Origin of the sequence: Kitasatospora sp. NPDC127111, from assembly GCF_042677465.1 — a bacterium.
Classification (GTDB): domain Bacteria; phylum Actinomycetota; class Actinomycetes; order Streptomycetales; family Streptomycetaceae; genus Kitasatospora.
Map to the genome: position 1 here is coordinate 34,944 of NZ_JBHXTG010000039.1, position 26,210 is coordinate 61,153.

At 73.5% G+C, this 26,210-nt stretch carries 30 protein-coding genes; 20 read left to right on the top strand and 10 right to left on the bottom strand.

The window, feature by feature from the left end; genetic code table 11:
* Window positions 1-220 precede the first annotated feature (220 nt).
* The 8 genes from ACFVHB_RS23000 (at window position 221) to ACFVHB_RS23035 (ending at window position 6,228) form a co-directional block, all read left to right on the top strand.
* Window positions 221-1,819, top strand: coding sequence for an ABC-F family ATP-binding cassette domain-containing protein (locus ACFVHB_RS23000; RefSeq protein ID WP_380325267.1), 1,599 nt, complete (start codon window positions 221-223; stop codon window positions 1,817-1,819).
* 327 nt (window positions 1,820-2,146) lie between these two features.
* The gene (locus ACFVHB_RS23005; RefSeq protein ID WP_049658450.1) at window positions 2,147-2,380 is read left to right on the top strand and encodes a helix-turn-helix domain-containing protein; all 234 of its coding nucleotides are present in this window, start codon (window positions 2,147-2,149) and stop codon (window positions 2,378-2,380) included.
* Between the two features lie 231 nt (window positions 2,381-2,611).
* Window positions 2,612-3,418, top strand: coding sequence for an enoyl-CoA hydratase/isomerase family protein (locus tag ACFVHB_RS23010; RefSeq protein WP_380325270.1), 807 nt, complete (start codon window positions 2,612-2,614; stop codon window positions 3,416-3,418).
* Window positions 3,419-3,594: 176 nt separating this feature from the next.
* Window positions 3,595-4,098, top strand: coding sequence for an Asp23/Gls24 family envelope stress response protein (locus ACFVHB_RS23015; RefSeq protein ID WP_380325273.1), 504 nt, complete (start codon window positions 3,595-3,597; stop codon window positions 4,096-4,098).
* Between the two features lie 55 nt (window positions 4,099-4,153).
* Window positions 4,154-4,345, top strand: a complete 192-nt coding sequence (locus ACFVHB_RS23020) for a hypothetical protein (RefSeq protein WP_380325276.1) — start codon at window positions 4,154-4,156, stop codon at window positions 4,343-4,345.
* Entirely contained in the window at window positions 4,345-4,713 is a 369-nt protein-coding gene (locus ACFVHB_RS23025; RefSeq protein WP_380325279.1) for a hypothetical protein, read from the top strand. Before ACFVHB_RS23020 ends, ACFVHB_RS23025 begins: the two co-directional genes overlap by 1 nt.
* 55 nt (window positions 4,714-4,768) lie before the next feature.
* A complete protein-coding gene (locus ACFVHB_RS23030) occupies window positions 4,769-5,584 on the top strand; it encodes a DUF6286 domain-containing protein (protein WP_380325282.1) in 816 nt (271 codons plus the stop codon).
* Window positions 5,581-6,228, top strand: a complete 648-nt coding sequence (locus ACFVHB_RS23035; RefSeq protein WP_380325285.1) for an alkaline shock response membrane anchor protein AmaP — start codon at window positions 5,581-5,583, stop codon at window positions 6,226-6,228. Before ACFVHB_RS23030 ends, ACFVHB_RS23035 begins: the two co-directional genes overlap by 4 nt.
* A 33-nt stretch (window positions 6,229-6,261) precedes the next feature.
* Here the strand turns inward: ACFVHB_RS23035 and ACFVHB_RS23040 are convergent, their stop codons facing one another.
* A complete protein-coding gene (locus tag ACFVHB_RS23040) occupies window positions 6,262-7,032 on the bottom strand; it encodes an SDR family oxidoreductase (RefSeq protein WP_380325287.1) in 771 nt (256 codons plus the stop codon).
* A gap of 182 nt (window positions 7,033-7,214) precedes the next feature.
* Between ACFVHB_RS23040 and ACFVHB_RS23045 the strand changes: the two genes are divergently transcribed.
* From ACFVHB_RS23045 to trxA, 3 genes are all read left to right on the top strand, one after another.
* Window positions 7,215-7,790 carry a hypothetical protein gene (locus tag ACFVHB_RS23045; protein WP_380325290.1) on the top strand — a complete coding sequence of 192 codons (576 nt, stop codon included), beginning with the start codon at window positions 7,215-7,217 and terminating at the stop codon, window positions 7,788-7,790.
* A 148-nt stretch (window positions 7,791-7,938) separates the two neighbouring features.
* Window positions 7,939-8,364, top strand: a complete 426-nt coding sequence (locus ACFVHB_RS23050) for a MerR family transcriptional regulator (RefSeq protein ID WP_380325388.1) — start codon at window positions 7,939-7,941, stop codon at window positions 8,362-8,364.
* Window positions 8,365-8,694: a thioredoxin gene (gene trxA, locus ACFVHB_RS23055; RefSeq protein ID WP_380325293.1), complete on the top strand. Its 330-nt coding sequence runs from the start codon at window positions 8,365-8,367 to the stop codon at window positions 8,692-8,694.
* A gap of 63 nt (window positions 8,695-8,757) precedes the next feature.
* On the opposite strand, the gene ACFVHB_RS23060 is transcribed toward trxA, so the two are convergent.
* Complete coding sequence (locus ACFVHB_RS23060; RefSeq protein WP_380325296.1) at window positions 8,758-9,555, bottom strand: SURF1 family protein; 798 nt, start codon at window positions 9,553-9,555, stop codon at window positions 8,758-8,760.
* Between the two features lie 31 nt (window positions 9,556-9,586).
* Complete coding sequence (locus tag ACFVHB_RS23065) at window positions 9,587-10,582, bottom strand: DEDDh family exonuclease (protein ID WP_380325299.1); 996 nt, start codon at window positions 10,580-10,582, stop codon at window positions 9,587-9,589.
* 157 nt (window positions 10,583-10,739) lie between these two features.
* Here ACFVHB_RS23065 and ACFVHB_RS23070 point away from each other — a divergent pair, with 157 nt between their 5' ends.
* The 4 genes from ACFVHB_RS23070 to moaA all read left to right on the top strand — a co-directional run bounded on the left by ACFVHB_RS23070 (window position 10,740) and on the right by moaA (window position 15,071).
* Window positions 10,740-11,783 carry a zinc-dependent alcohol dehydrogenase family protein gene (locus ACFVHB_RS23070; protein WP_380325302.1) on the top strand — a complete coding sequence of 348 codons (1,044 nt, stop codon included), beginning with the start codon at window positions 10,740-10,742 and terminating at the stop codon, window positions 11,781-11,783.
* A gap of 238 nt (window positions 11,784-12,021) precedes the next feature.
* Complete coding sequence (locus ACFVHB_RS23075; protein WP_380325305.1) at window positions 12,022-12,378, top strand: DUF485 domain-containing protein; 357 nt, start codon at window positions 12,022-12,024, stop codon at window positions 12,376-12,378.
* A complete protein-coding gene (locus ACFVHB_RS23080) occupies window positions 12,375-13,985 on the top strand; it encodes a cation acetate symporter (RefSeq protein ID WP_380325308.1) in 1,611 nt (536 codons plus the stop codon). The genes ACFVHB_RS23075 and ACFVHB_RS23080 overlap by 4 nt, the downstream gene beginning before the upstream one ends.
* A gap of 96 nt (window positions 13,986-14,081) precedes the next feature.
* A complete protein-coding gene (moaA, locus tag ACFVHB_RS23085; protein ID WP_380325311.1) occupies window positions 14,082-15,071 on the top strand; it encodes a GTP 3',8-cyclase MoaA in 990 nt (329 codons plus the stop codon).
* Between the two features lie 94 nt (window positions 15,072-15,165).
* Here moaA and ACFVHB_RS23090 read toward each other — a convergent pair whose 3' ends face one another.
* The 6 genes from ACFVHB_RS23090 to ACFVHB_RS23115 all read right to left on the bottom strand — a co-directional run bounded on the left by ACFVHB_RS23090 (window position 15,166) and on the right by ACFVHB_RS23115 (window position 21,034).
* The gene (locus ACFVHB_RS23090; protein WP_380325314.1) at window positions 15,166-15,402 is read right to left on the bottom strand and encodes a hypothetical protein; all 237 of its coding nucleotides are present in this window, start codon (window positions 15,400-15,402) and stop codon (window positions 15,166-15,168) included.
* Between the two features lie 280 nt (window positions 15,403-15,682).
* Window positions 15,683-16,066 (bottom strand): DUF3099 domain-containing protein, encoded by a 384-nt coding sequence (locus ACFVHB_RS23095; protein ID WP_380325317.1) that lies wholly within the window; start codon window positions 16,064-16,066, stop codon window positions 15,683-15,685.
* A 100-nt stretch (window positions 16,067-16,166) separates the two neighbouring features.
* Window positions 16,167-16,715 carry an RNA 2'-phosphotransferase gene (locus tag ACFVHB_RS23100; RefSeq protein ID WP_380325320.1) on the bottom strand — a complete coding sequence of 183 codons (549 nt, stop codon included), beginning with the start codon at window positions 16,713-16,715 and terminating at the stop codon, window positions 16,167-16,169.
* Window positions 16,716-16,761: 46 nt separating this feature from the next.
* Window positions 16,762-18,159: a metallopeptidase TldD-related protein gene (locus ACFVHB_RS23105; protein WP_380325323.1), complete on the bottom strand. Its 1,398-nt coding sequence runs from the start codon at window positions 18,157-18,159 to the stop codon at window positions 16,762-16,764.
* Entirely contained in the window at window positions 18,159-19,760 is a 1,602-nt protein-coding gene (locus ACFVHB_RS23110; protein WP_380325326.1) for a TldD/PmbA family protein, read from the bottom strand. The genes ACFVHB_RS23105 and ACFVHB_RS23110 overlap by 1 nt, the downstream gene beginning before the upstream one ends.
* 128 nt (window positions 19,761-19,888) lie before the next feature.
* The gene (locus ACFVHB_RS23115) at window positions 19,889-21,034 is read right to left on the bottom strand and encodes an MBL fold metallo-hydrolase (protein ID WP_380325329.1); all 1,146 of its coding nucleotides are present in this window, start codon (window positions 21,032-21,034) and stop codon (window positions 19,889-19,891) included.
* 406 nt (window positions 21,035-21,440) lie between these two features.
* Here ACFVHB_RS23115 and fabG point away from each other — a divergent pair, with 406 nt between their 5' ends.
* Both fabG and fabI read left to right on the top strand, forming a co-directional pair.
* Entirely contained in the window at window positions 21,441-22,160 is a 720-nt protein-coding gene (gene fabG / locus ACFVHB_RS23120) for a 3-oxoacyl-[acyl-carrier-protein] reductase (RefSeq protein ID WP_380325332.1), read from the top strand.
* Window positions 22,161-22,162: 2 nt separating this feature from the next.
* Window positions 22,163-22,930 carry an enoyl-ACP reductase FabI gene (gene fabI, locus ACFVHB_RS23125; protein ID WP_380325335.1) on the top strand — a complete coding sequence of 256 codons (768 nt, stop codon included), beginning with the start codon at window positions 22,163-22,165 and terminating at the stop codon, window positions 22,928-22,930.
* A 91-nt stretch (window positions 22,931-23,021) separates the two neighbouring features.
* Here the strand turns inward: fabI and ACFVHB_RS23130 are convergent, their stop codons facing one another.
* Window positions 23,022-23,696, bottom strand: a complete 675-nt coding sequence (locus ACFVHB_RS23130) for a FadR/GntR family transcriptional regulator (protein WP_380325338.1) — start codon at window positions 23,694-23,696, stop codon at window positions 23,022-23,024.
* A 117-nt stretch (window positions 23,697-23,813) separates the two neighbouring features.
* Between ACFVHB_RS23130 and ACFVHB_RS23135 the strand changes: the two genes are divergently transcribed.
* The 3 genes from ACFVHB_RS23135 to ACFVHB_RS23145 all read left to right on the top strand — a co-directional run bounded on the left by ACFVHB_RS23135 (window position 23,814) and on the right by ACFVHB_RS23145 (window position 26,062).
* A complete protein-coding gene (locus ACFVHB_RS23135; protein ID WP_380325341.1) occupies window positions 23,814-25,097 on the top strand; it encodes a CynX/NimT family MFS transporter in 1,284 nt (427 codons plus the stop codon).
* Window positions 25,098-25,153: 56 nt separating this feature from the next.
* Window positions 25,154-25,276: an SGM_5486 family transporter-associated protein gene (locus tag ACFVHB_RS23140; RefSeq protein ID WP_380325344.1), complete on the top strand. Its 123-nt coding sequence runs from the start codon at window positions 25,154-25,156 to the stop codon at window positions 25,274-25,276.
* Between the two features lie 258 nt (window positions 25,277-25,534).
* Entirely contained in the window at window positions 25,535-26,062 is a 528-nt protein-coding gene (locus ACFVHB_RS23145; RefSeq protein ID WP_380325347.1) for a SixA phosphatase family protein, read from the top strand.
* The last annotated feature ends 148 nt before the right edge of the window (window positions 26,063-26,210 follow it).

Below are 26,210 nucleotides of genomic sequence, written 5' to 3' on the forward strand. Positions count from 1 at the left end.
GTGCGGACCAGCGGCCGGCCGGTACCCCCGGCCGGTAATTCTCCGGGCCTCCTCGCGGGGCCCGGTAGACTTGCCGTCATGGCTGTTCTCTCCGGGCACTAGCGGACGAGCGGCGCGCCGCCCCGAGCGGTCTGCCGGTCCACCGACGACGCCCCTTCCGCTGCCCCGGCCCCGGGTCCCGCCCGGGCGCCCGCCCACGTCCCAGGAGTAGTTCCCAGCCATGATTTCCGCCAACGCCCTCGAGCTGCGTGCCGGTGCCCGGATCCTGATCGAGTCCGCCAGCTTCAAGGTCGCCCCCGGTGACCGGATCGGCCTGGTCGGGCGCAACGGCGCCGGCAAGACCACGCTCACCAAGGTGCTGGCCGGCGAGGGCCTGCCGGCCGCCGGCACGGTGACCCGCTCCGGAGAGGTCGGCTACCTCCCGCAGGACCCGCGCACCGGCGACCTCGACGTCCTCGCCAAGGACCGCATCCTCTCCGCCCGCGGCCTCGACACCGTGCTGAAGAAGATGCGCGAGAACGAGGACCGGATGGCCAACGGCAAGGGCGCCACCCGGGACCAGGCGATGAAGAAGTACGCCCGGCTGGAGACCGAGTTCCTCACCAAGGGCGGGTACGCCGCCGAGGCCGAGGCCGCCACCATCGCCGCCGCGCTGGGCCTGCCGGACCGCATCCTCGGCCAGGAGCTGCACACCCTCTCCGGTGGTCAGCGCCGCCGCGTCGAGCTGGCCCGGATCCTCTTCTCCGACTCCGACGTGCTGCTGCTCGACGAGCCGACCAACCACCTCGACGCCGACTCGATCGCCTGGCTGCGGGACTTCCTGAAGACCTACAAGGGCGGCTTCATCGTCATCTCGCACGACGTCGACCTGGTCGAGACGGTCGTCAACAAGGTCTTCTACCTGGACGCCAACCGCTCCGCGATCGACGTCTACAACATGGGCTGGAAGCAGTACCAGCAGCAGCGCGAGGACGACGAGAAGCGCCGCAAGCGCGAGCGGGCCAACGCCGAGAAGAAGGCCGCCACGCTGAACGCGCAGGCGGACAAGATGCGCGCCAAGGCGACCAAGACGGTGGCCGCGCAGAACATGGCCCGCCGCGCCGAGAAGCTGCTCTCCGGCCTGGAGCAGGTCCGCCAGAGCGACAAGGTCGCCAAGCTGCGCTTCCCGGACCCGGCGCCGTGCGGCAAGACCCCGCTGACCGCCAGCGACCTGTCCAAGTCCTACGGCTCGCTGGAGATCTTCGCCGGCGTGGACCTGGCGATCGACCGCGGCTCGCGGGTCGTCGTGCTGGGCCTCAACGGCGCCGGCAAGACCACCCTGCTGCGGATGCTGGCCGGGGTGGAGAAGCCGGACACCGGCGAGGTGATCCCGGGCCACGGCCTGAAGATCGGTTACTACGCCCAGGAGCACGAGACCCTGGACCCGGACCGCACGGTGCTGGAGAACATGCGCTCCTCGGCGCCCGACACCGACCTGGTGCAGATCCGGAAGATCCTCGGCTCCTTCCTGTTCTCCGGCGACGACGTCGACAAGCCGGCCGGGGTGCTCTCCGGCGGCGAGAAGACCAGGCTCGCGCTGGCCGCGCTGGTGGTCTCCAGCGCCAACGTGCTGCTGCTCGACGAGCCCACCAACAACCTCGACCCGGCCAGCCGCGAGGAGATCCTCGGGGCGCTGCGCGAGTTCACCGGCGCGGTCGTGCTGGTCACCCACGACGAGGGCGCGGTGGACGCGCTCCAGCCGGAGCGGATCATCCTGCTGCCGGACGGCGTGGAGGACCTCTGGAGCCCGGCGTACGCCGATCTGGTCTCGCTCGCCTGACCTGGAGTAGACGCAGGGTCCCCTTTTCGGACCAGAAAAACTAGTCCTTACGGCGTGTTCGGGAATGAAGAGGTCCCGGATTCCGTTTGAGAAGCTTCCGTCGGCCCGCCACTCGATCGTGGTCGGGCCGACGCTGCTGATCAGCCAGTTCTCGCCGGCCGGCGCAACCCACCCGGGGGCGTGCACTCTGCGTGAGCGCCCTTGTGCGCTCGGATCACCACCGACGGACCACGCATTCCCGACATCGACCTTGTCGAATGGGTGGCCAGGACGCTGTGGATGGGTGATCATGGGAATCTGACCGAGCAACGCTACGAGGAGGCACGGGTGGCCGAGACTCTGAAAAAGGGCAGCCGGGTGACCGGTGCCGCGCGTGAGAAGCTCGCGGCCGATCTCAAGAAGAAGTACGACTCCGGGGCGAGCATTCGCGCTCTCGCGGAGGAGACCGGTCGCTCGTACGGCTTCGTGCACCGGATGCTGAGCGAGTCCGGAGTGATCCTCCGGGGCCGCGGTGGTGCCACGCGGGGCAAGAACAAAGCTACTGCTGGAGCCAGCTCCTGACGGTCCGTCAGTCCATCGACGGATGACTCGGCGGCAGGGCGCCGACCGGGGGGACGACTGCTGGTCGTCCGCCCCCGGCCCGTGCGAACCGGCCGCCGATCGTCATGCCCGCCGCTGCTCCCGGCCGGCGTCCCCCTTTCTTCCGCCGCGGTGCGCGCCGCCGCCCTGCCGCTGCGCGCCCAGGTTTGTTACTCTCCGGTAGCCAAGTCCCCCGCCACCGGAGGTCCCCGCATGACCGCCCCCGCCACCGATCCGCAGGCCCCGAGCTGGGAGCAGGACGGCGTCCGCCTGGAGATCGACGGTGAACTCGCCGTCGTCACCCTCTGTCAGCCCAAGCGGCGCAACGCGCAGTCGCCCGCGATGTGGCGCGCGCTGACCGCCGTCGGCCGCGAACTGCCCGGCGGCGTCCGGGTGGTGCTGCTGCGCGCCGAGGGCGTCTCGTTCTCGGCCGGCCTGGACCGCGCGATGTTCACCGCCGAGGGCATCCCCGGCGAGCGCAACTTCCTCCAGCTCGCGGCCGCCGAGGACAAGGACCTCGACGACACCATCGCCTCCTACCAGGAGGCCTTCACCTGGTGGCGCCGCCCCGACCTGGTGTCGATCGCCGCCGTCCAGGGCCACGCCGTCGGCGCCGGCTTCCAGCTCGCGCTCGGCTGCGACCTGCGGGTCGTCGCCGACGACGTGCAGTTCTCCATGAAGGAGACCTCGCTCGGCCTCGTCCCCGACCTGGCCGGGACCAAGCCGCTCACCGAACTGGTCGGCTACGCCCGGGCGCTGGAGATCTGCGCCACCGGCCGCTGGGTCGGCGCCGAGGAGGCCGCCGCCACCGGCCTGGCCAACCTGGCCGTCCCCGCCGCCGAGCTGGACGGCGCCGCCCGTGACCTCGCCGCCGCCCTGCTGGCCGCGCCGCGCAGCGCCGTCATCGAGACCAAGGCGCTGCTCCAGGGGGCGGGCGGCCGCTCCTACGACGAGCAGCGGTCGGCCGAACGGGTGGCGCAGGCCCGCCGGCTGCGCGACCTGGCCGGCATCGGCGACTGACCGGCCGCTTCCGCCGGAGGCCCGGCCCGTGGGGGTGTCCCCGCGGGTCGGGCCTCCGGCGTTCCCGGCCGCGCACGGATGTGCGAGGCGGAGCTCCGGGGGCGGGAATCGTGGCGAAATGCCAGAGTTGGAGCGATTTGCGATATAGCTGGAGCCGTACGACGGGAGAAGCGCCCATGCCTGACACTCCGACGCCCGCCACCCTGCACAAGAACCCCTCGGTCACCGCCGCGACACCCTCCAGCAGCGAGAGCAGCAGGCAGGCGACCGAACGCGGCCGCACCGCGCTCGCCGTCGGCGTGGTCGAGAAGATCGCCGGAATGGCCGCCCGCGAGGTCTCCGGCATCCACGCCCTCGGCTCGGGACTCTCCCGCACCTTCGGCGCGATGCGCGACCGGGTGCCCGGCACCAAGTCCAGCATCGGGCGCGGCATCAAGGCCGAGGTCGGCGAGAAGCAGACCGCCATCGACATCGCGCTGGTCGTCGAGTACGGCGTGGTCATCCCCGAACTGGCCCGCCAGGTACGGGAGAACATCATCGACGCGGTCGAGCGGATGACCGGCCTGGAGGTCGTCGAGGTCAACATCGCGGTCAACGACGTCCACCTGCCCGACGAGCCGGACGTCGAGGAGGAGGAAGAGGAGCGCGTCTCCTCCGGGCAACGGCCCAAGCTGAAGTAGCGAAGCCCCGCCGCACCCGCGCGGCCGGGAACCGGCGGAGGACGAGGAGGAGCGGATGAACCTGGCCATCGTCGGCCTGGTGGTGGGTATGGCCCTCGGCTTCGCCGGCTATTTCGGCGGGTTCGCGGCGTTCCTGCTGGTGGGAGCGCTGGGCGCGGTCGGCTTCGTGGTCGGGCGGCTGCTGGAGGGCGACATCGAACTCGGCGAACTCGGCGACCTGCTCCGCGGCCGCGACCGGCGCCGCTGATGGCGGCCCTCGCGACCCCCGCTCCCGGCGCCCCCCGCCGCCGGGAGCCCGGCGCCCGCGGCCGGCTCCGCGTCGCCGACCGGGTGTACGCCCGGATCGCCGACCGGGCCGCCCGGGACGTGCTCGCCCGGGCCTGGCACGGCCGGGCGGAACGCGGCGGACCGCCGAAGGTCTCGGTCTCCGTCCCCGGTTCCACCGTCACCGTGCGGATCGTCGTCGACCTGCCCTTCCCCGCCGACCTCGCCGCCCTCGCCCACGCCCTGCGCGAGCGGATCGCCGCCCAGGTGAGCGCGCTCACCGGGGCGCGCGTGGGCGAGGTGGTGGTGGTCGTCGAGAAGCTGGTGCCGGGGAGAGGGGGCTCGGTGTGACCGTCGGCGCGGTGGCCGCCGGGCCGATCGACAGGACGGGGCCGGGGGGTGGGGGATGACCGATCAGCTGCCGCGGGCCCGGCCGGCCGGGCCCGGACCCGGCCCGGGGAGCGGGCCCGAGCCGGCACCCGTCAAGGTGCGCCGGCTGCGCGCCCCGCGCACCGTGGCCGCGGTCGTGGTCGCCACCGCCGTCCTGGTGCTCGGCGCGGCGCTGCTCTACGACGTGATCGCCGTCCGCACCGGACACCCCGCCCGCCAGTGGCGCGCCGAGGTCTCCGACGAACTGGCGACCCGGCACCTGGACGACCTCTGGGTCCTGATCGGCGCCGGTGCCGTCACCCTGATCGGCGGCTGGCTGCTCTGGCTGGCCTTCGCGCCCGGGCTGCGCCGCTGGCTGCCGCTGCGCCCGTACGGTGACACGTTCGCGGCCATCGACCGGGCCGGCGTGGGCACCCTGCTGGTCGACCGCGCGGCCGGCCTGCCGGGCATCGAGCACCTCAGGACCCGGGTCAACCGCCGCCGGGTGAAGGTCGTCCTGGACGGCCCGGCCGACCCGGCCTCCGTCCAGCGGCAGCTGCGGGCGGAGCTGGCGCGGGTCCCGCTGGCCCGCCCGCTCAAGCTCGACGTCCGGACCAGGCGCGGCCGGGCCGGGGCCGCCACCGTGACGGCTGACGAGACGGCGGACGAGACGGCGGACGAGACGGCCGGTGGGACGGTCGTCGGGACGGCCGGCGAAACGGGCGCCGAACCGCCCGGTGGGACGGCCGGCCCGCCGGAAGGCGAAGCAGCCGACGGGACACCCGACGGGACTACCGCCGAGCCGCCGGACGGGACGCCCGGCGGGACGGCCGGGGGAGACGAGGGGCGATGACGCGGACCACCGTCAACCGGGTGCTGATCGGCGCGGTCGGGCTGGTGCTGCTCGCGACCGGGCTGCTGGTGCTGGCCGGCGGCCTCGACCTGTACGGGCGGCTCGGAGCGGACCCACCGAGCGGGTGGCCGCTGACCGCACCGGACCAGCCGGTGGTCGGCGAAGGCTCGCGGACCCGCTGGGCGGAGCAGTCCTGGTGGTCGCCGCCGGCGGTGATCGCCGTGCTGGCGGTGGTGGTGGCCGGCGCGGCCGGGTGGCTCTTCGCCCAGCTCCGGCGCAGCGGCCCGGCGACCGTGGCCGTCCCCACGCCCGGCGCGTCGCGGCTGCGGCTGCGACTGCGCAGCCGGGCGCTGGAGCACGCGCTGGAGACCGGCACGGCCGCGCTCCCGGAGGTCGAGCGGGCCGGGGTCCGGCTGATCCGCGGGCCCCGGCACCCGAGGCTGCGCGCGACGGTCCGGCTGACCCCCGGCGGTGATCCGGCGGCCCTGGTCGAGCACTTCGAGACCGGCCCGCGCACCGACGCCCGGACCAGCCTCGGCCTGGCCGAGCTGCCCGCCGACGTGCGGATCCGGGTGGTGCCGGCGAAGCCGGCCGCCGCCGTCCGGAGACGCGGCGGCCGGCGCAGGCACCCGCGGGTGCGGTAGGGCCGCCGGGGCGGCAGGGCGACCGAAGGCGGGTCAGAGGCCGCGCAGGGCGCCGCCGTCGACCGGCAGCATCACACCGGTCAGGTAGGAGGCGGCGGGGGAGAGCAGGAAGGCGGCGGCCTTGCCGAACTCCTCCGGGGTGCCGTAGCGGCCGAGCGGGATGGCGGCGCTGTGCCGGGCGCGGGCGGCGTCGGCGTCACCGCTGAGGGCGTCGAGCTCGCGCACCCGGTCGGTGTCGATCCGGGCCGGCAGCAGACCGACCACCCGGATGCCGCGCGGACCGAGCTCGTCCGCGAGCGACTTGGCGGCCATCGCCAGGCCGGGCCGCAGGCCGTTGGAGACGCCGAGGCCGGGGATGGGTTCGCGGACCGAGCCGGAGAGCACGAAGCCGATCACACCGCCCTCGGAGAGCGCGTCGGCCGCGGCGCGGGCGATCCGCAGCGCGCCCAGGAAGACCGACTCGAAGGCGTCCCGCCAGGCCTCCTCGGGGACGGCGGTCACCGGGCCGGCCTGCGGGCCGCCGACGCTGATCAGCACGCCGTCCAGCCGGCCGAAGCGTTCGACGGCCGCGGTGAGCAGCCGGGCGGCCGTCCCGGGGTCGGCGTTGTCGGCCACCACGCCGTGCGCGGCTCCGGGGCCGCCGAGGGCGTCGAGCGCGGCGACGGCGGCGTCCACGGACTCCTTGTGCCGGCCGCTGACCAGCACCCGGGCGCCGTCGGCGGCGAGCTCGCGGGCGGCCGCGAGGCCGAGGCCCCGGGTGGCGCCGGTGACCACGTACACCTTGTCCTGCAGTCCAAGATCCATGGCCCCATCCTGCCGGGTGGAGGGGGAGCGGGGTAGCGGTGGCGCAGGGCGGTGCGGGCGACGCGCCGGTGCTCCGTGGCCGAAGTTGTTCGCTGAGTGGCCGAAAGTTGACGGCGAAACGAAGTTAGGGAAACCTACCCTTGCTTACCCCGCCCTGACCTCCCCGATCGCGGAGCACCATCATGTCCAAGCGTCATCTCCCCGCCCCGGCCTCGGGGGGAGCCGCGGCCGTCACGGACGACGTCCAGCGGAGACTGCGGCTCGGCGGCGCCATCGCGGCCGTCCTCCTGTTCTGGGCCGCGAGCGCGTGGACCGCCGGCCACCTGCACGCCGACCCGGCCCTGCACACGGTGGCGCTGTTCCTGCACCTGGCGTCGCTGGTGGTGGGGCTCGGCGCGGTGCTGGCGATCGACTACTACGGGCTGCAGTGGCTGCTCGGCCGGCGCACGCTGCGTCAGGTGGTGGACTTCACCGAGCCGCTGCACGTCCCGGTCTGGGGCGGGCTGGCCGGACTGGTGCTCAGCGGCGTGCTGCTGGAGCCGCAGCTCTCCTCCGCGCTGACCCAGGTGAAGCTGGGGCTCGTCCTGCTGATCGCCCTCAACGGCGTGTACGCCAGCACGCTGCACCGCCGGCTCACGGCCTACGGCGAACGCCGCCCGCCCGCCCCGCTGCTGACCAGGGGCGCCGTCTCGGCGCTGGTCTCGCAGGCCGGCTGGTGGGGCGCCGTCCTGATCGGCTTCTACAACACCCAGCACTAGCACTCCCCCGCACTGCACTCCCCCCCCCGCACTGCACTCCCGGCGAAGCACGGGAACTCCCGCGAACCGGTTGGCCTTGACGTCCGCGTCAAGGTCTACCGTCGTTTCCGGCGGCGTTCGGAGAGCGGTCGGAAGGACGGTGCGGATCGTGCGGATCGGCGAGCTGGCACAACGGGCGGGGACGACCACCCGGGCCCTGCGCTACTACGAGCAGCTCGGGCTGCTCCCCGCCCGGCGGGCCGGCAACGGCTACCGCGCCTACGGCGAGGAGGACCTGCGGCTGCTCCGGCAGATCCGCACGCTCCAGGACTTCGGGTTCGGGCTGGAGGAGACCCGCCCGTTCGTGGAGTGCCTGCAGGCGGGTCACCCGGAGGGTGACTCCTGCCCGGCCTCGCTGGAGGTCTACCGGCGCAAGCTGGCCGAGCTGGACGAGTGCATCGGCCGGCTGCGGGAGGTTCGCACCCGGGTGGCCGAGCAGTACGCCCGGGCCGAGCGGGCCCGCGACGAACTGGCGGCGGAGGCCGTCGACCGCGCGCCGCAGTGCGAGTTGGCGATCGAGTGGGAGGAGCGGTAGATGCGGATCGCAGGGGTGACGGAGGTCACGGACGAGACCTTCGCCACCGAGGTGCTGGGGGCCGAGGGCCCGGTCCTGGTGGACTTCACGGCGGACTGGTGCCCGCCGTGCCGCCAGATGGTGCCGGTGCTGGCGGAGATCGCCCGGGAGGAGGCGCACCGGCTGACCGTGGTCAGCCTGGACGTGGACCGGAACCCGGAGGCGCAGGCCAGGTACGGGGTGCTGTCGATGCCGACGCTGATGGTGTTCCGGGGCGGTGAGCCGGTGAGGTCGGTGGTCGGCGCCCGGGCCAAGGCCCGGCTGCTGCGCGAGCTGGACGACGTCCTGTAGCGCGTCGGCCGGAGCCGGAGCCGGAGCCGGAGTCGGAGTCGGAGCCGGTCCCGGCGCGGCGCGCTACGCCGGCACCGGCTCCGGCGTCACCTCGGCCTCGGCGGCCTCCTTGCGGCGGTCCTTGGCCTCGCGCCGCGCCATCACCGCGAAGCCGACCGGGATCAGTGCGGTGAACAGCCACCACTGGATCGCGTACGCCATGTGCGGGCCGATGTCGGAGTGGTTGGGCTCGGGCAGCAGCTCGGGCTGGTCGGCCGGGGCCGGCTCGGTGGCGGTGAGCTCCAGGTAGCCGCCGAGCAGGGTGGCGCCGGTCTCCTTGGCCTGCTGCTCGGTGCTGATCAGGTTGAACTGCCGGTCCGGCATGCCGGACCGGTCGTGGAGGCCGTTGCCGGCGGTCTCGTCGGCGCGCAGCCGCCCGGTCACGGTGACCCGGCCGGCCGGTGCGGCCGCGACCGCCGGGTAGTCGGCGGCGGAGGCGCCGGAGGGCACCCAGCCGCGGTTGACCAGGACGCTCCCCTTGCCGTCGGCGAGGACCAGCGGGGTGATCACGAAGTAGCCGATCTTGTCCCCGCTGGAGTCGGTCCGCTTGCGGACGACGAACTCGTGCGTCGCGTCGTACTGCCCGGTGGCCGTCACGGAGCGCCAGGTGAGGCTCTTGGGGACCGCGAAGCCGGGCTCGGCCGACAGGGTGTCGTACGGCACGGGCCCGGCGGTGAGGGCCTGGCCGATCAGCTCGTTGCGGTCCACCCGCGCCTCGTGGCGGTGCAGCTGCCAGAACCCCAGCTTGATCGTGGTGGGGATCAGCAGCAGGGCGATCAACAGGGTGATCAGCCAGCGCCGGGAGAGCAGAAAACGGTACACACGGGCACGGTACGCCCACCTCACAACCGGATCACGCACCGGGGTGCGGGGCGACCTCGCGCAGCAGCTGCAGGAAGGCGTCCTCGCCGACGACCGGGGTGCCGACCTCACGGGCCTTGCGGGCCTTGCCGCTCCAGCTGCCCGGCTCGTTGGTCACCAGCAGGCTGGTGAGCCGGCTCACCGAGGTGGCGATGTGCAGGCCGGCCTCGACGGCGCGGTCCTCCAGCAGCTCGCGGTCGGTGGCGGTGTCGCCGGTGAACGCCACGCGCATGCCCTGCACCAGCGGCTTGCCGTCCTCCCAGCGCCCGGGGTTCGGGTACGGGCACGGCGGGCGCTTCCGCGCCTGCCGGTAGGAGGCGCCGGTCCAGGTGCTGCGGGCGGCGGACACGGGCTCGTCCTCGCCGAGGTCGGTGACGGCGACGCAGTTCTGCAGCGGCAGCGGGACGCCCCCCTGCCGGGCCAGGTGCAGGCTGGGGCGGAACGCCTCCGCGAGCACCCGGGCGTCGTCCAGGGCGTGGTGCGCGTGGCGCTGCTGGACGCCGAAGTACGCGGCGAGCGAGGCGAGCTTGCCGTTGGGCAGCGGCAGCCGCAGGTCGCGGGAGAGCACCATGGTGCAGAGCCGCTGGTCCACCGGGGCGTGCAGGCCGGCCCGGGAGAACTCGCGGGAGATCATGTTCCAGTCGAAGAGCGCGTTGTGGGCGACCATGACCCGTCCGCGCAGCCGCTCGGCGAACTCGCCGGCGATCTGCGGGAAGGTCGGCGCGTCCGCCAGCACCTGCGCGGTGAGGCCGTGGATCCAGACCGGGCCGGGGTCGCGCTCGGGGTTGACCAGGGTGTACCAGTGGTCGGTGACCTCGCCCTCGTCGTCCAGTTGGTAGACGCCCGCCGAGATGACCCGGTCCGAGCGGCCGAGGCCGGTGGTCTCGACGTCCACCACCGCGAAGCCTCCGGCGGGGGCGGCGGAGCGCTGGGCGGGGACGGGGACGGCCCGCGGCGCGCCGGACGTCTCGGGCTGGATCGCATGCATGGTCAAACAGCTTAAGCGCCGGAGGACGCCCGCCCGGCCGGAATGTTGCCCGAGGCCGACCGGAATAGAGTGGTCCGCATATTCGTCGTACACCCAGCCGAATATCCCTGGCCGCCCACACCCCCACGGCGGCCGTTTCTCCGAAGGACGAACCCTCATGCGCGCCACCGTGATCCACGGCCCCCACGACATCCGGATCGAGGACGTACCGGACCCGGTGATCCAGCAGCCGACCGACGCCGTGGTCCGCGTGGTGAACGCCTGCATCTGCGGCAGCGACCTGTGGGCGTACCGGGGCGTGGCGGCGCGGGTGGCCGGGCAGCGGATCGGCCACGAGTTCCTCGGCGTGGTCGAGGAGACCGGCCCCGAGGTGAGCGGGTTCAAGCCGGGCGACCTGGTGGTGGCGCCGTTCGTCTGGTCGGACGGCACCTGTGACTTCTGTCTCGAAGGCCTGCAGACCTCCTGCCCGCACGGCGGTTTCTGGGGCCAGGTCGGTTCGGACGGCGGCCAGGGCGAGGCGGTGCGCGTTCCGTTCGCCGACGGCACGCTGGTGGCCCTGCCGAAGGACGCGGCGGGTGACGAGAAGCTGCTGCCCAGCCTGCTCGCGCTCTCCGACGTGATGGCCACCGGGCACCACGCCGCCGTCTCGGCGCGGGTGCGGCCGGGCGCGACCGTCGCGGTGGTCGGCGACGGCGCGGTGGGCCTGTGCGGTGTGCTCGCCGCGCACCGGCTCGGCGCGGGCCGGATCATCGCGCTCGGCCGGCACACCGCCCGGACCGACCTGGCCCGCCGCTTCGGCGCGACCGACGTGGTCGCCGAGCGCGGCGAGGCCGCGATCGAGGCGGTCAAGGAGCTGACCGGAGGTCAGGGCGCGCACGCCGTCCTGGAGGCGGTCGGCACCGAGGAGTCGATGCGGACCGCCGTCTCGATCACCCGCGACGGCGGCGCGGTCGGCTACGTCGGGGTGCCGCACGGCGGCAGCGCCGGCGTCGACATCGGCCAGATGTTCGGCCGGAACGTTTCACTGAACGGCGGAGTCGCGCCGGCCCGCGCCTACATCCCCGAGCTGCTGCCGGACGTCCTCTCCGGTGCCATCGAGCCGGGCCTGGTCTTCGACCGCACGGTCGGCCTGGAGGACGTCCCGGACGGCTACCGGGCGATGGACGACCGCTCGGCGCTGAAGGTGCGGATCGCGTTCTGACCCACCGTCAGAAGGGGCGGCACCGCAGGTCGGTGCCGCCCCTTCGGCTCGTCCCCGGGTCCGGTGATTTTCGGCCAATTGAATAGTGCGACGGGGTGAACGGCTGGCTGATCGCGGTCAACCCCTTCCGGGGCGGGCATGACGCTCCTAGCATTGCGCGGCGCGCATCCGGACTGTGACGCCCCTCACGTCCGATCGTTCCCCTGGTGCCATAACGCCGAAGGAGTGAGGAGACAGAGTGGAATCGCCGCCGATCACCACTGCCCCGACGGAAGTCCAACTCATCGAGGAGAGTCAGGAGTTCCGAGCCCTCCGGCGCTCCTTCCGGAGCTTCGCGTTCCCGGTCACCATCGGCTTCGTCCTCTGGTACCTGCTGTACGTCCTGCTCTCCAGCTACGCGCCCGGGCTGATGGGCGCCAAGGTGGTGGGGCACGTCAACGTCGCCCTGGTGCTCGGGCTGCTGCAGTTCGCCACCACCTTCGTCATCGCGGCCTGGTACGCGCGCTACGCGGACCGGCGGCTCGACCCGTCCGCCGCCTCGATCCGCGAGGCGAACGGCGCCGTGGTCCACGCCCCCCGGGAGGCCGCCGAATGACCCTGCTCGCCAGCTCCGCCTCCGACCACCGCGTCCTCACGCTGACCCTGTTCGGGCTCTTCGTGGCGGCCACCCTGGCCATCACCGTCTGGGCCGGGCGGCAGACCAAGGGCGCCGCCGACTTCTACGCCGGCGGCCGCGGCTTCACCGGCTTCCAGAACGGCCTGGCCATCTCCGGCGACTACATGTCCGCCGCCTCCTTCCTCGGCATCGCCGGGGCCATCGCGCTCTCCGGCTACGACGGCTTCCTCTACTCGATCGGCTTCCTGGTCGCCTGGCTGGTCGCGCTGCTGCTGGTCGCCGAACCGCTGCGCAACTCCGGCCGCTACACCATGGCGGACGTGCTGGCGTTCCGGATGCGCCAGCGCCCGGTGCGCACCGCGGCGGGGATCTCCACCATCGTGGTGTCGATCTTCTACCTGCTCGCGCAGATGGTCGGCGCCGGAACCCTGGTGGCCCTGCTGCTCGGCGTCAGCGGGGACCGGGCCAAGCAGGCGACCATCGTGGCGGTCGGCGCGCTGATGGTGATCTACGTGGTGATCGGCGGGATGAAGGGCACCACCTGGGTGCAGATCATCAAGGCGGTGCTGCTGATCGCCGGCACCGCGCTGATGACCGTCCTGGTCCTGGCCAAGTACCACTTCAACCCCTCCGAGCTGCTCGGCGCCGCCGCCGACGCCAGCGGCAAGGGGGCCGCCTTCCTGGAACCGGGGCTCAAGTACGGGGTCAGCGGCACCAGCAAGCTCGACTTCCTCAGCCTGGGCATCGCCCTCGTCCTCGGCACGGCCGGGCTCCCGCACATCCTGGTCCGCTTCTACACCGTGCCCACGGCCAGGGCGGCCCGGAAGTCCGTGCTCTGGGCGATCGGCATCATCGGCGGCTTCTACCTGATGACCCTCGCGCTCGGCTTCGGCGCGGCGGCGCTGGTGGGGCCCAAGGCGATCAAGGCGGCCAACGCGGCCGGCAACACCGCCGCCCCGCAGCTCGCGGAGGAACTCGGCGGCGGTGCGGGCAGCACCGGCGGTGCGATCCTGCTGGCGGTGATCTCCGCGGTCGCCTTCGCCACCATCCTGGCCGTGGTCGCCGGGCTCACCCTGGCCTCCTCGGCCTCCTTCGCCCATGACCTGTACGCCAACGTCATCCGGCGCGGCAAGGCCTCCGAGACCGAGGAGGTGCGCTCGGCGAAGTGGGCCGCGGTCGCGATCGGTGCCGTCGCGATCGTGCTCAGCCTCTTCGCGGGGAAGCTCAACACCGCCGCCCTGGTCGCGCTGGCCTTCGCGGTGGCGGCCTCGGCGAACCTGCCGACGCTGCTCTACTCGCTGTTCTGGAAGCGGTTCAACACCGTCGGCGCGGTCAGCTCGGTGTACGCCGGCCTGATCACCTCGGTGACGCTGGTGCTGTTCTCGCCGGTCGTCTCCGGCGGCAAGAACTCGCTGTTCCCGCACTCCGACTTCCACTGGTTCCCGTTGGAGAACCCCGGCCTGGTCTCCATCCCGGTCGGCTTCCTGGCCGGCTGGATCGGCACCCTGCTCTCCAAGGAGACGGCGGACCCGGCGAAGTACGCTGAACTGGAGGTCCGCTCGCTGACCGGGCTGGGCGCCCACTGACAGGGGACCGATGACTAAGCTGGCCCGGCCCGCCGTCGCGGCGGCCGGGCCGGCCACTTTCCCGGGGCCGGCCGCAGCTCTCGGGAAGGGACCGCCGTGCTCCTCGACACCTTCGGTCGGCAGGCCGTCGACCTGCGGGTCTCCCTCACCGACCGGTGCAACCTGCGCTGCACCTACTGCATGCCCGAGGAGGGCCTGCAGTGGCTGGCCAAGCCGGACCTGCTGAGCGACGAGGAGATCGTCCGGCTGGTGACGATCGCGGTGCGCGACCTCGGGGTCCGGGAGGTCCGGTTCACCGGCGGCGAGCCGCTGCTGCGGCCCGGGCTGGTCGGCATCGTCGCCGCCTGCGCCGGACTCGACCCGCGCCCCGAGCTGTCCGTCACCACCAACGGCATCGGCCTCGCCCGGACCGCCACCGCGCTGCGGGCCGCCGGGCTGGACCGGGTCAACGTCTCGCTCGACACCCTCGACCCGGACACCTTCCACACCCTCACCCGCCGCCACCGCCACCAGGACGTGCTGGAGGGGCTGGCCGCCGCCGAGGCCGCCGGGCTGACCCCGGTCAAGCTGAACGCGGTGCTGATGCGCGGGGTCAACGACCACGAGGCGCCCGAGCTGCTCGCCTGGTGCCTGGAGCGCGGCTACGAGCTGCGGTTCATCGAACAGATGCCGCTGGACGCCCAGCACGGCTGGGACCGGTCCGCGATGATCACCGCCGAGGAGATCCTGGACCGGCTCGCCGGCCGCTTCACGCTCACCCCCGAGCCCTCCGCCCGCCGCGGCGCGGCGCCGGCCGAGCGCTGGCTGGTCGACGGCGGCCCGGGCCGGGTCGGCGTGATCGCCTCCGTCACCCGGCCGTTCTGCCGGGCCTGCGACCGGACCCGGCTGACCGCCGACGGGCAGGTGCGCAACTGCCTCTTCGCGACCGGCGAGACCGACCTGCGGGCGGCGCTGCGCTCGGGCGGCAGCGACGCCGAGATCGGTGAGCTGTGGCGGGCGGCGATGTGGGGCAAGAAGGCCGGCGCCGGGATCGACGACCCGGAGTTCCACCAGCCCGACCGGCCGATGTCGGCGATCGGCGGCTAGCGGCTAGCGGCCGCGGCCAACGGCCGGCCGAAGCGGGCCGGTCGGGTGGGGCGAGTGGGTGGGCGAGTGGGTGGGCGAGTGTGTGGGCGGCCGGTCAGCCGGCGCTCTCCGGCGTCCAGTCGGCGAAGTCGACGACGTCCTTGAGGAAGCCGCGCACGCCGAGGAACTGGGCCAGGTGCTCGCGGTGCTCCTCGCAGGCGAGCCAGGTCTTGCGCCGGTCGGGGGTGTGCAGCTTGGGGTTGTTCCACACCAGCACCCACCGGGCGTCCGCCCGGCAGCCCTTGGCGGAGCAGACCGGCGTCTGCGGCTGCGGGGAGTCCGGGGAGAGCATTCGGGGCCGTCCTCAAGCACTGGGCGGGGTGGTGGTCACCGCCAGTCTGTCACGCGCCCCGGTCGCGGTTCGCAGCCGCGTCCGGATCCGGGCATGGCGACGCCGGGCAGCCACGGGGGGAGCCGCCCGGCGTCGGTCCGTCGCTCCGACGGGGGATGCGGAGCGCGTACGCAGTATGTCACGGGATGACCCCCGGATGGGGAGGTCTTGCATGATTAATCTGAGCTTCTTTTGAGCTTTCCGGAGGGGTGGCTGGAGCAAACCCCATCAAAACGGACAGTCAGCTTGAGCTCTGTGAAGAATCGGTGGGTGCGTTCTTTGCCCCACCCGTACCTGCCGTCGCACCTCCACCGCCGGTACCACCGGGGCCGAGCATCAGCGGGACCTCCGGGGGGACGTCGAAGGTGCTCGGCAGCCCCGGCGCCCGCTCCCGGCCCGCGTTGGCGATCAGCACCGCGAAGTACGGCAGCAGCACCCCGCCCGCCAGCGCGGCGAACGCCAGCCAGCGCTGGATGTCCCAGAGGATCACCGCCAGCAGGACGCAGAGCGTCCGCAGCAGCATCGAGGCGACGTAGCGGCGCTGCCGCCCCCGGACGTCCTCGGTGAGGCTGCTGCGCGCCCCCGTGATCCGGTAGACCTCTCCGCCGCCGGCGCTCTTGCCCATGTCCTACCGCCCTCGTCCACGCACCCGCGCCTCGCCGCGCGGCCTCCTCACGGTACGCCGCGGGGGCACCGGCGGCGAGACCGGGTGGGACGGACACGCGCTACTGCGGCTGCGCGAGGTACTCCGGCGGCACCGCGTCGGTCAGCCAGACGCCGTTGGCGCTGATCCGGAACACGTGGCCGGCCGCCGCCATCGCGGCGGCGTCGACCGTCAGCACCACCGGACGGCCGTGCCGGGAGCCCACCCGTACGGCGGTGTCGGTGTCGGCGGAGAGGTGGACGTCCTGCCGGGCCATCGGCCGCAGACCCTCCCGGAAGATCGCGTCCAGGTACCGGGTGGTGGTGCCGTGGAACAGCACCGCCGGGGGCTCGGCGGCGGCCAGACCGAGGTCGACCGCCACCGTGTGCCCCTGGTTGGCGCGGATCGAGAGGCCGTCCTCGGAGTAGCCGAAGCGGCGCTTGTTGTTGGTCGCCACCACGTGGTCCAGCTCGGCCCTGGTCAGCCGGTTGCCCTTGGCCGCCAGCGCGGCCAGCAGGACGTCCACCCGGACCCAGCCCGCCTCGTCCAGCGTGATGCCGACCCGCTCCGGCTCGTGCCGCAGGATGCGGGACAGCATCTTGCTGGTCTTGACCGTGCGCTTCTCGTCCACTGCCCTCTCGTTCCTTCCGCTGGCTTCCCGGCCCCCGGACCAGAGCCTAGGAGGCCTGGCTGACCGAACTCATGTTGAAGTCCGGGACCCGCACCGGCGGCATCGCGGTCCGGGTGAACCAGTCGCTCCACTCGCGCGGCAGGCAGCGCTCGGTGCGGCCCACCTCGGTGATCCGGCCGAGGAGCTCGACCGGCGACTCGTTGAACCGGAAGTTGTTCACCGCGCCGACGACCTCGCCGTTCTCCACCAGGTACACGCCGTCCCGGGTGAGGCCGGTGAGCAGCAGCGTCGCCGGATCCACCTCGCGGATGTACCAGAGGCAGGTGAGCAGCAGGCCGCGCTCGGTGCGGGCGATCATCTCGTCCAGGGTCGGCGCGGCCGCCTGGTCGGCCGTCTCGAGGACGAGGTTGTCGATGGCCGGCCGCAGCGGGAGGCCGGTCAGGCCGGCCGAGTGCCGGTTGGTGATCAGTTCGGCCAGCTCGCCGTCGCGGATCCAGTCGGTGGCGGTCAGCTCCACGCCGTTGTCGAAGACTGAGGAGTCGCCCGCCGTGGAGTGGGCCAGCACGAACGGCGCCGCCTCCAGGCCGGGCTCGGCCGGGTCGGAGCGCAGCGTCAGCGGCAGCTTGGTCAGCTCGTCGCCGATCCGGGTGCCGCCGCCGGGCTTGGAGAAGACCGTCCGGCCCTCGAAGGCGTCCCGGCCGCCGGAGGACCAGCTCAGGTACACCATCAGGTCGGCCACCGCCGAGGGCGGCAGCAGCGTCTCGTACCGGCCGGCCGGGAGGTCGATCCGGTTGGCGCCCCAGGTCAGCCGCTTGGAGACCTGGGCGTGCAGGTCGGTGACGTCCACGTCGGTGAAGTCCCGGGTGGCGGCGCCGGCCCAGGCGGAGCCGGTGAGGTCCGCCGTCTTGGCGTTCAGCTCGACCATGCCGGTCGGCTGGTCGTGGCGCAGCCGCAGGCCGGTGGAGGTGCCCAGGTAGCTGGAGACCAGCTCGTGCCGGGCGAAGCCGTACAGCAGCTCGCCCTGCGCGGCGGCGCGGGCGAAGGCCTCGCCGAGGGCGGGCGCGAAGGCCGCGAACACCTCGATCGAGGTCTCGGCCGGCGGCTCGGTGAAGTCGGGCGAGGCCGGCCGGTCGGCGACGAGCGGCTGGGCGTCCTCGGCCGGGCCGGCTGCCCGGGCGGCCTCCTCGGCGGCCCGGACCAGGCCCTCCACCTCGTCGGCGGTGACGGCCTCGCGGGAGACCACGCCGGAGGCGGTGCCCTCGGCCCCGGCGACCGTGGCGACCACGGTCAGCCGGCGGCCGCGGGTGACCCCGTTGGTGGTGAGCGCGTTGCCGGCCCAGCGGAGGTTGGCGGTCGACTCCTCGTCGGCGATCACCACGCAGCCGTCGGCGCGGGAGAGGCCGAGCGCCAGCTCGACGAGTTCGTGGGGCTGCATCGCGGCCATCAGTGACCCGCCTCCTGCTGGGTGTTGAGCACGTTGACGTTGCGGAACAGCGCCGAGGGGCAGCCGTGGCTGACCGCCGCGACCTGGCCCGGCTGGGCCTTGCCGCAGTTGAAGGCGCCGCCCAGGACGTAGGTCTGCGGGCCGCCGACGGCCGCCATCGAGCCCCAGAAGTCGGTGGTGGTGGCCTGGTAGGCGAAGTCCTTGACCTGGCCCGCGAGTTCGCCGTTCTTGATGGCGTACGCGCGCTGGCCGGTGAACTGGAAGTTGTAGCGCTGCATGTCGATGGACCAGGAGCGGTCGCCGACGATGTAGAGGCCGTTCTCCACGCCCGCGAACAGGCCCTCGGTGTCGGGGCCGCCGGCGGCCGGCTGGAGCGAGACGTTGGCCATCCGCTGCACCGGGACGTGCGCGGGGGAGTCGGCGAAGGCGCAGCCGTTGGAGCGGTCGAAGCCCTTCAGCTTCGCCATCGCGCGGTCCAGCTGGTAGCCCACCAGGACGCCGTCCTTGACGAGGTCCCAGGACTGGGTGGCGACGCCCTCGTCGTCGTAGCCGATGGTGGAGAGGCCGTGCTCGGCGGTGCGGTCGCCGGTGACGTGCATCAGCTCGGAGCCGTACTTCAGCGAGCCGAGCTTGTCGAAGGTGGCGAAGGAGGTGCCGGCGTAGGCGGCCTCGTAGCCGAGCGCGCGGTCCAGCTCGGTGGCGTGGCCGATCGACTCGTGGATGGTCAGCCAGAGGTTGGACGGGTCGATCACCAGGTCGTAGTGACCGGCCTCGACGCTCGGCGCCTTCATCTTCTCGGCCAGCAGGACGGGCAGTTCGGCCAGCTCGGCGTCCCAGTCCCAGCCGGTGCCCGTCAGGCTCCGCCCGTCGGGGGACGACCCCCGGCCCCCCACGAGGTACTCCCAGCCGCGCCCGACCGGCGGGGCCAGGGTGCGCATCGAGTCGAACGCCCCGGTGCGCTCGTCCACCGAGGTGGCCTCCAGCGTCGGGTGCAGCCGGATCCGCTGCTGGGTGGTCACGGTGCCGGCGGTGTCGGCGTAGAACTTGTTCTCCTGCACCGTCATCAGGGTGGCCTGGACGTGCGAGACGCCCTCGGCGGCCAGCAGCCGCGCGCTCCAGTCGGCGAGCAGCGCCGTCTTCTCGGCGTCCGGCACCTCGAAGGGGTTCACCTCGTACGCGGAGACCCAGGTGGCGTCGGCGTGGACCGGCTCGTCCGCCAGCTCGACCCGCTCCTTCGACCCGGCCGCCCGGCTGATCCCGCCGGAGAGCCGGGCCACCGCGACGGCCTGCTCGGCGACCTTGGCGGCCGCGGCCGTGGTCAGGTCCACCCCGGCGGCGAAGCCCCAGGCGCCGTCCAGCAGGACCCGGACGGCGAAGCCGAGCTGCACGCTGTCGGAGGTGCCGGCCGGTCGGGCGTCCCGCAGTCGCCAGGAGGCGCTGCGGACCCGCTCCAGCCTGAAGTCGGCGTGCACAGCGCCGAGTTCGCGCGCCCGGCTGAGGGCGGCGTCGGCCAGCGTGCGCAACGGGTAGGCGAGGAACAGCGGGTCGACGGCGCGCCCGCGCGGGGCGCCGGCGCTGCTGGTCGGGGGCTTCGGAGGCAATCGGGCTCCCTGGTCGGGGGGATGGCGGTGCGGGCGGCCCCGGACAGGGGTACCCGCACCGCATCATTTCCCGTTCACAGGGTTTCGGCCAGCGCATTTCGGTACGACACACGCGGCCGGTCGGGCCGTCAGGCGACGCCCTCCCACCATCCGTCCAGCTCCGGCGGGTTGTCGACGTCCACCCGCTCGCCGGGGCGCGGCACGGCCACCGGGACGGCCTGCTGCTTGGCCTCCGCGAGCAGCCGCTCGATCGGCTCGGCCCACGGGTGCGGGCTCAGGTTGAAGGTGCACCAGTGCACCGGGACGAGCAGGCCGGCGTTCAGCTCGCGGTGGGCCAGGACGGCGTCCTCCGGCGTCATGTGGATGTCCGCCCAGGCGGTGTCGTAGGCGCCGATCTGGACCAGGGCGGCGTCGAACGGGCCGTGCTGCTCGCCGATCTTCGCGTAGCCCTCGAAGTAGCCGGAGTCCCCGGTGTAGAAGACCTTGCGGCTCGGCCCGGCGATCACCCAGGAGCCCCAGAGCGTGGTGTTGCGGGTCAGCCCGCGGCCGGAGAAGTGGTGGGCGGAGGTCAGGGTGACCGTCAGCTCGCCGAGGTGGCAGGTCTCGTCCCAGTCCAGCTCGATGATCCGGTGCTCCGGGACGCCCCAGCGGCGCAGGTGGCCGCCGATGCCGAGGGGCACCGCGAACGGCGCCGACTGGCTGCGCACCAGGCGCTTGACCGTCGCCATGTCGAGGTGGTCGTAGTGGTCGTGCGAGATCAGCACCGCGTCGACCTGCGGCAGCTCCTCCAGCTCCACCGGCACCGGGTGCAGCCGCTTCGGGCCGACGTGCGCGGCGGGGGAGCAGCGATCGCTCCAGATCGGGTCGAGCAGCACCCGGGTGCCCTCGATCTCCACCAGCGCGGAGGCGTGTCCGTACCAGGTGATCTCCACGCCCTCGGCGGCCGGACCGGGGCCGCCGGCCGGGCGGACGGTCGGCACCGGGTGCGCGGGCACCCGGCCGGCGCGCTCGAACAGCATCCGGCGCAGGGTGTCGCGGTCGAAGTCGGGCGCGGACTTGGCCCGGGCCAGTGTGGAGGGCGCGTTGTGGAAGACGCCGTCGCGGTACTGCGGGGAGTTGCGCACCCGCTCCTCGCGCTCGCCGTCCGGCCGCCGGCCGAAGGCCGCAGGCAGGTCGCGCAGCGACCAGGCGGCCGCTCCCGCGCCGGCCGCCAGGGCGGCCAGGGCCAGCAGTCGTCCGCGCCGCCGGGCGGTACCGGGCCGTGCTCCACTCATGCGCCCACCTCGACGGTCCGCTCGCTTCGCTCGCTCATCGCGCTCTGCCTTCGCTCGGGGCCCGTTCGGGGGATGCGGTGCGGGCGGCCCCGGTCGCCCCGCACCACCGGGGGCAACGGGTGCGCCGCGGCGCGTGTTCCCGGCGGGCCGGTCGGGCGGAGCGGCGGGCGGAGCCGCGCGAGGTGGTGCGGACGGGGGGCCGGGCGGTGGTGCGGACGGGGGCGCGGCGGGGCGCGTGGCGGGTGTGACCGGGGCGGGGAGCGGGATGGGCACGCATTGTCGGATTGCGACAGTTCCATCGGTGAGGCGCTGTGGGAGCCCGATTCGTCTCCGCCCCGGGGCGACCGATAGCGTCACACCGCGTGCGCATTCCGACGTACGCACACCAACGGAGAGAGGTGGATCGTTGAGCCGCTCGGTTCTCGTCACCGGAGGTAACCGGGGCATCGGCCTCGCGATCGCCCTGGCCTTCGCCGAGGCGGGCGACAAGGTCGCCATCACCAGCCGCTCGGGCGAGGTGCCCGAGGAGCTGGCCAAGTACGACGTCCTCGCGGTGCGCTGCGACATCACCGACAGCGCCCAGGTCGACGCGGCGTTCACGGAGATCGAGGCCAAGCACGGCGCCGTGCAGGTGCTGGTCGCCAACGCCGGCATCACCAACGACACGCTGCTGCTGCGCATGTCGGAGGAGGACTTCACCTCCGTCGTGGACACCAACCTCACCGGCACGTTCCGAGTGGTCAAGCGCGCCTCCAAGCTGATGATGCGCGCCCGCAAGGGCCGGGTCGTGTTGATCTCCTCGGTGGTCGGCCTCTCCGGCTCGACGGGCCAGGCGAACTACGCCGCCTCCAAGGCCGGCCTGGTCGGCTTCGCCCGCTCGCTGGCGCGCGAGCTGGGCCCGCGCAACATCACCGTCAACGTGGTCGCCCCCGGCTTCGTCGACACCGACATGACCGCAGTGCTCAGCGACGAGCGCCGTGCGGAGATCGTCTCGGGCGTGCCGCTGGGCCGCTACGCGGCGCCCGCCGAGGTCGCCTCCACCGTGCGGTTCCTCGGTTCGGACGAGGCCGCGTACATCACCGGAGCCGTCATTCCCGTCGACGGCGGATTGGGCATGGGTCACTGAACATGAGCGGAATCCTCGAGGGCAAGCGGATCCTGATCACGGGTGTGCTGATGGAGTCCTCCATCGCCTTCCACACCGCCAAGCTCGCGCAGGAGCAGGGCGCCGAGATCATCCTCACCGCCTTCCCGCGCCCGTCCCTCACCGAGCGGATCGCCAAGAAGCTGCCGAACCCGGTCAAGGTGCTGGAGCTGGACGTGTCCAGCGAGGAGCAGCTGGCCGGCATCGCCGACCAGGTGCGCGAGCACCTGCCGAGCCTGGACGGCATCGTCCACTCGATCGGCTTCGCCCCGCAGGACGCCCTGGGCGGGAACTTCCTGGACACGCCGTGGGAGTCCGTGGCCACCGCCATGCAGGTCTCGGCGTTCTCGCTGAAGTCGCTGACCATGGCGCTGCTGCCGCTGATGCAGGACGGTGGCTCGGTGGTCGGCCTGACCTTCGACGCCCAGTTCGCCTGGCCGCAGTACGACTGGATGGGCCCGGCCAAGGCGGCGCTGGAGTCCACCAACCGCTACCTGGCGCGCTACCTGGGCGAGCGGAACATCCGCTGCAACCTGATCTCGGCCGGTCCGATCGGCTCGATGGCCGCCAAGTCCATCCCGGGCTTCCCCGACCTGGCCGCCACCTGGGACAGCCGCTCCCCGCTGAAGTGGGACCTGAGCGACCCGGAGCCGGCCGGCCGCGGCGTCGTCGCCCTGCTGTCGGACTGGTTCCCGAAGACCACCGGCGAGATCGTCCACGTGGACGGCGGCCTGCACGCCATCGGCGCCTGACCGGCTGCCGCTGCCCCACCGCCCGGCACCCCTTCCGCACGGAGGGGGTGCCGGGCGGTTCTGCTGTGCCCCGGGCGGGAGGTGCGGGGCGTCAGGCGTCCGCGTCGGCGCAGGCGCCGATGGCGCGGCCGGCCTCGACGGAGGCCCGTTCGGGGTCGCCGGCGCGGATGGCGTCGAGGATCTTGTCGTGGCCGAGGTAGCGCTCGGCGATCAGCTCGGGGCCGACGTCGTGGCGCAGGTGGGCGCGGGTGACCTCGCCGAGGTCGGCGTAGACGGCGGCGAGGACGTCGTTGTGGGCGGCGGCGACGACGGCCTGGTGGAAGGCGGCGTCGGCCTGGATGAAGTCCTCGGCGTCGCCGGAGCGCCAGGCGTCCTCGCGGCGGGCGAGGGCGGCGTCCAGCAGGTCGAGGTCGCGGTCGGTGCGGCGGGTGGCGGCCAGGCCGGCGGCGGAGGTCTCCAGGGTGACGCGGAGTTCGGCGACCTGGGCGTGGTCGGCGTCGGCGAAGCGGCGGTGCATGACCCCGGCCAGCTCGCTGGTGGCGAGGACGTACGTGCCGGAGCCCTGGCGGATGTCGAGCAGGCCGTTGTGGGCGAGGGCGCGGACGGCCTCGCGGACGGTGTTGCGGGCGACGCCGAGCTGCTCGACCAGGGCGGCCTCGGTCGGGATGCGCGAGCCGACCGGCCATTCGCCCGAGGTGATCTGGGCGCGCAGCTGCGCGATCACCTGGTCGGACAGCGGGGTGCGCCTCGGCGAGGACAGCGCCACGGGGTGACTCCTTGCGGCTTGGGTCGCGGGTGGGGGCGGCGGCCGGTTGGTGGGTGGGGGGACATCATGCCAATTCCCGGGTGCGCTAATTCATCCCATCATTCTATGATGGCTCCCATGCCACCCGCAGCAGACACCACCACGGCCCCGCACACCGGGGTCCGGCCGCAGACCGAGCGGTCCGCCCGTCACCGGAGCACGTACCTCGGCTGGCTGTTCGCCGTCGCGATCGCCGCCGCCGCCTTCAACCTCCGCCCCGTGGTCACCAGCCTCGGGCCGCTGCTCGACCGGGTCCGGGCCGACCTGGGGATGAACCCCACGCTGGCCGGCCTGCTGGCGGCCGTCCCCTCGCTCTGCTTCGCCCTGTTCGGCTTCGCCGCGCCGGGCATGGCCCGGCGGGTCGGCCCGATCGCGGTGATCACCGCGGGCATGGGGGCGATCACGGCGGGCGTGCTGGCCCGCTCGTTCGCCGGCGGCACGGCCGTCTTCCTGCTGCTGACCGCGCTGGCGCTCGCCGGGGTGGCGGTCTCCAACGTGCTGATCCCGGTGGTGATCAAGCGGTACTTCCCGCAGCGGGTCGGCCCGATGATCGGCCTGTACTCCATGGCGCTGTCGGCCGGCACCTCGCTCGCCGCCGCCGTCACCGTGCCGCTGACCGGCGCGCTCGGCGGCGATTGGCGGGTCGGCCTGGGCGTCTGGGCCTCGCTCGGCGCACTCGCCCTGCTGCTCTGGCTGCCGGTGATGGCGGCCAAGCGCGAGCGCGGCGACCGCGCGGGCGGCGCGACCACCGACAAGCTGCCGATCACCCGCAGCCGGACCGCCTGGGCGATGGCCTGCTTCTTCGGCCTGCAGGCCACCGGCGCCTACGTGGTGATGGGCTGGCTGCCGAAGATCTTCCAGGACGCCGGGGTCTCCGAGGGCGCCTCCGGCGTGCTGCTGGCGCTGACCATGGTGATCGGCGTCCCGGTCTCCTTCGTCCTGCCCAACCTCGCCGCACGCCGCGGCGACCAGCGGCTCTTCGTGGTGGTGCTCGCCTCCTGCGGCATCGCCGGGTACGCCGGACTCGCCCTGGCGCCGGCCGGCGCGCCGTGGCTCTGGGCGACCCTGGTCGGCCTCTCCAACTGCGCCTTCCCGCTGGTGCTCACCATGATCGGCCTGCGCGCTCGGACCGCCGGCGGGGTGGCCCAGCTCTCCGCCTTCGCCCAGGGCGTCGGCTACCTGATCTCCATCCCCGGCCCGATCCTGATCGGCCGGCTGTACCAGGCCACCGGCGACTGGTACCTGCCGCTGGGCTTCCTCGCGCTGCTGCTGGTGCCGCAGATGCTGTTCGGCCTGCGGGCGGCGAGGGCGCGGCACATCGAGGACGAGGCGCTGCGCCCCGCCGCGCCCGCCGGGGCCTGACCGCGGCGCGAGGGGGCGCTGCCCGACGGGCACGGCCGGGGTGGGAGAATCCGGTCATGCCCGTACTCGAACCGAACCCCACCGACGGCCACAAGAAGCTGGGCCAGCTCGCCGCGACGATCGGCGGCATCGTGGTCCTGCTGATCATCGTCGCCATCGTCGCCCGCAACCTGGGCTGACCGAACCCGCACCGACCGCCGGCCGCGCGGGTCCGCGTCGGCCGGGCCAGCGCAGGGCCCGCGCGGGCCGTCAGCCGTCCGGTCGTCCGCTGTCCGACCGTCAGCCGTCACACCGCCCGCCGTCCGGCTGTCCGGCTGTCCGCCGTCCACCGGGCGAAGCCCCGGCGAACGGCGCATGATGGCACCCTCCACCCCTGCGGGTGGCGGCAACCGGCAGCATCGCGCCACGCGGCGGCTTTTCTGCCAAGCTTGCTGGGTATGAGCGCCGACACGCCCCGCAGGATCATCGTTCTCCGCCATGCCAAGGCCGACTGGCCCAACGGCGTGGACGACCACGAGCGGCCGTTGGCCGACCGGGGCCGCCACCAGGCCCCGGACGCCGGCCGCTGGCTCGCCGACTCCGGCATCAACCCCGACTACGTGCTCTGCTCCACGGCCCTGCGCACCCGTGAGACGTGGAAGCTCGCCGCGCACGAACTGCCCAAGCGCTCCCGCAAGACCGTGTACGAGGAACGGATCTACGAGGCCAGCCCCGGCGAGATCATCACCGTGCTGCAGGAGACCCCGGAGGAGTACAACGACCTGGTGCTGGTCGGCCACAACCCCGGCGTGCTCGGGCTCACCCAGGTGCTGGCCGGCGACGAGGGCGACCGGGACGCGCTGGAGCGGCTGCGGCTCGGCGGGTTCCCGACCGCCGCCATCGCGGTGCTCAGCTTCAGCGGGTCGTGGAAGGGCGTCGAGCCGGGCGTGGCCGAGCTGGTCTCGTACCACACGCCGCAGGACTGAGCAGAGCCGCCGGACTGACAGGACTGAGCGGAGCCGCAGGATTGAGCAGACGTGGGGGGGGGGGGGGGCGGGCGGGCGCACCCGCCCCCCCCCCGCCGACCCCGCGGCCGACTGCGGGGGGGGCGGGCGCCCGGCGCGCGGCCCGGCC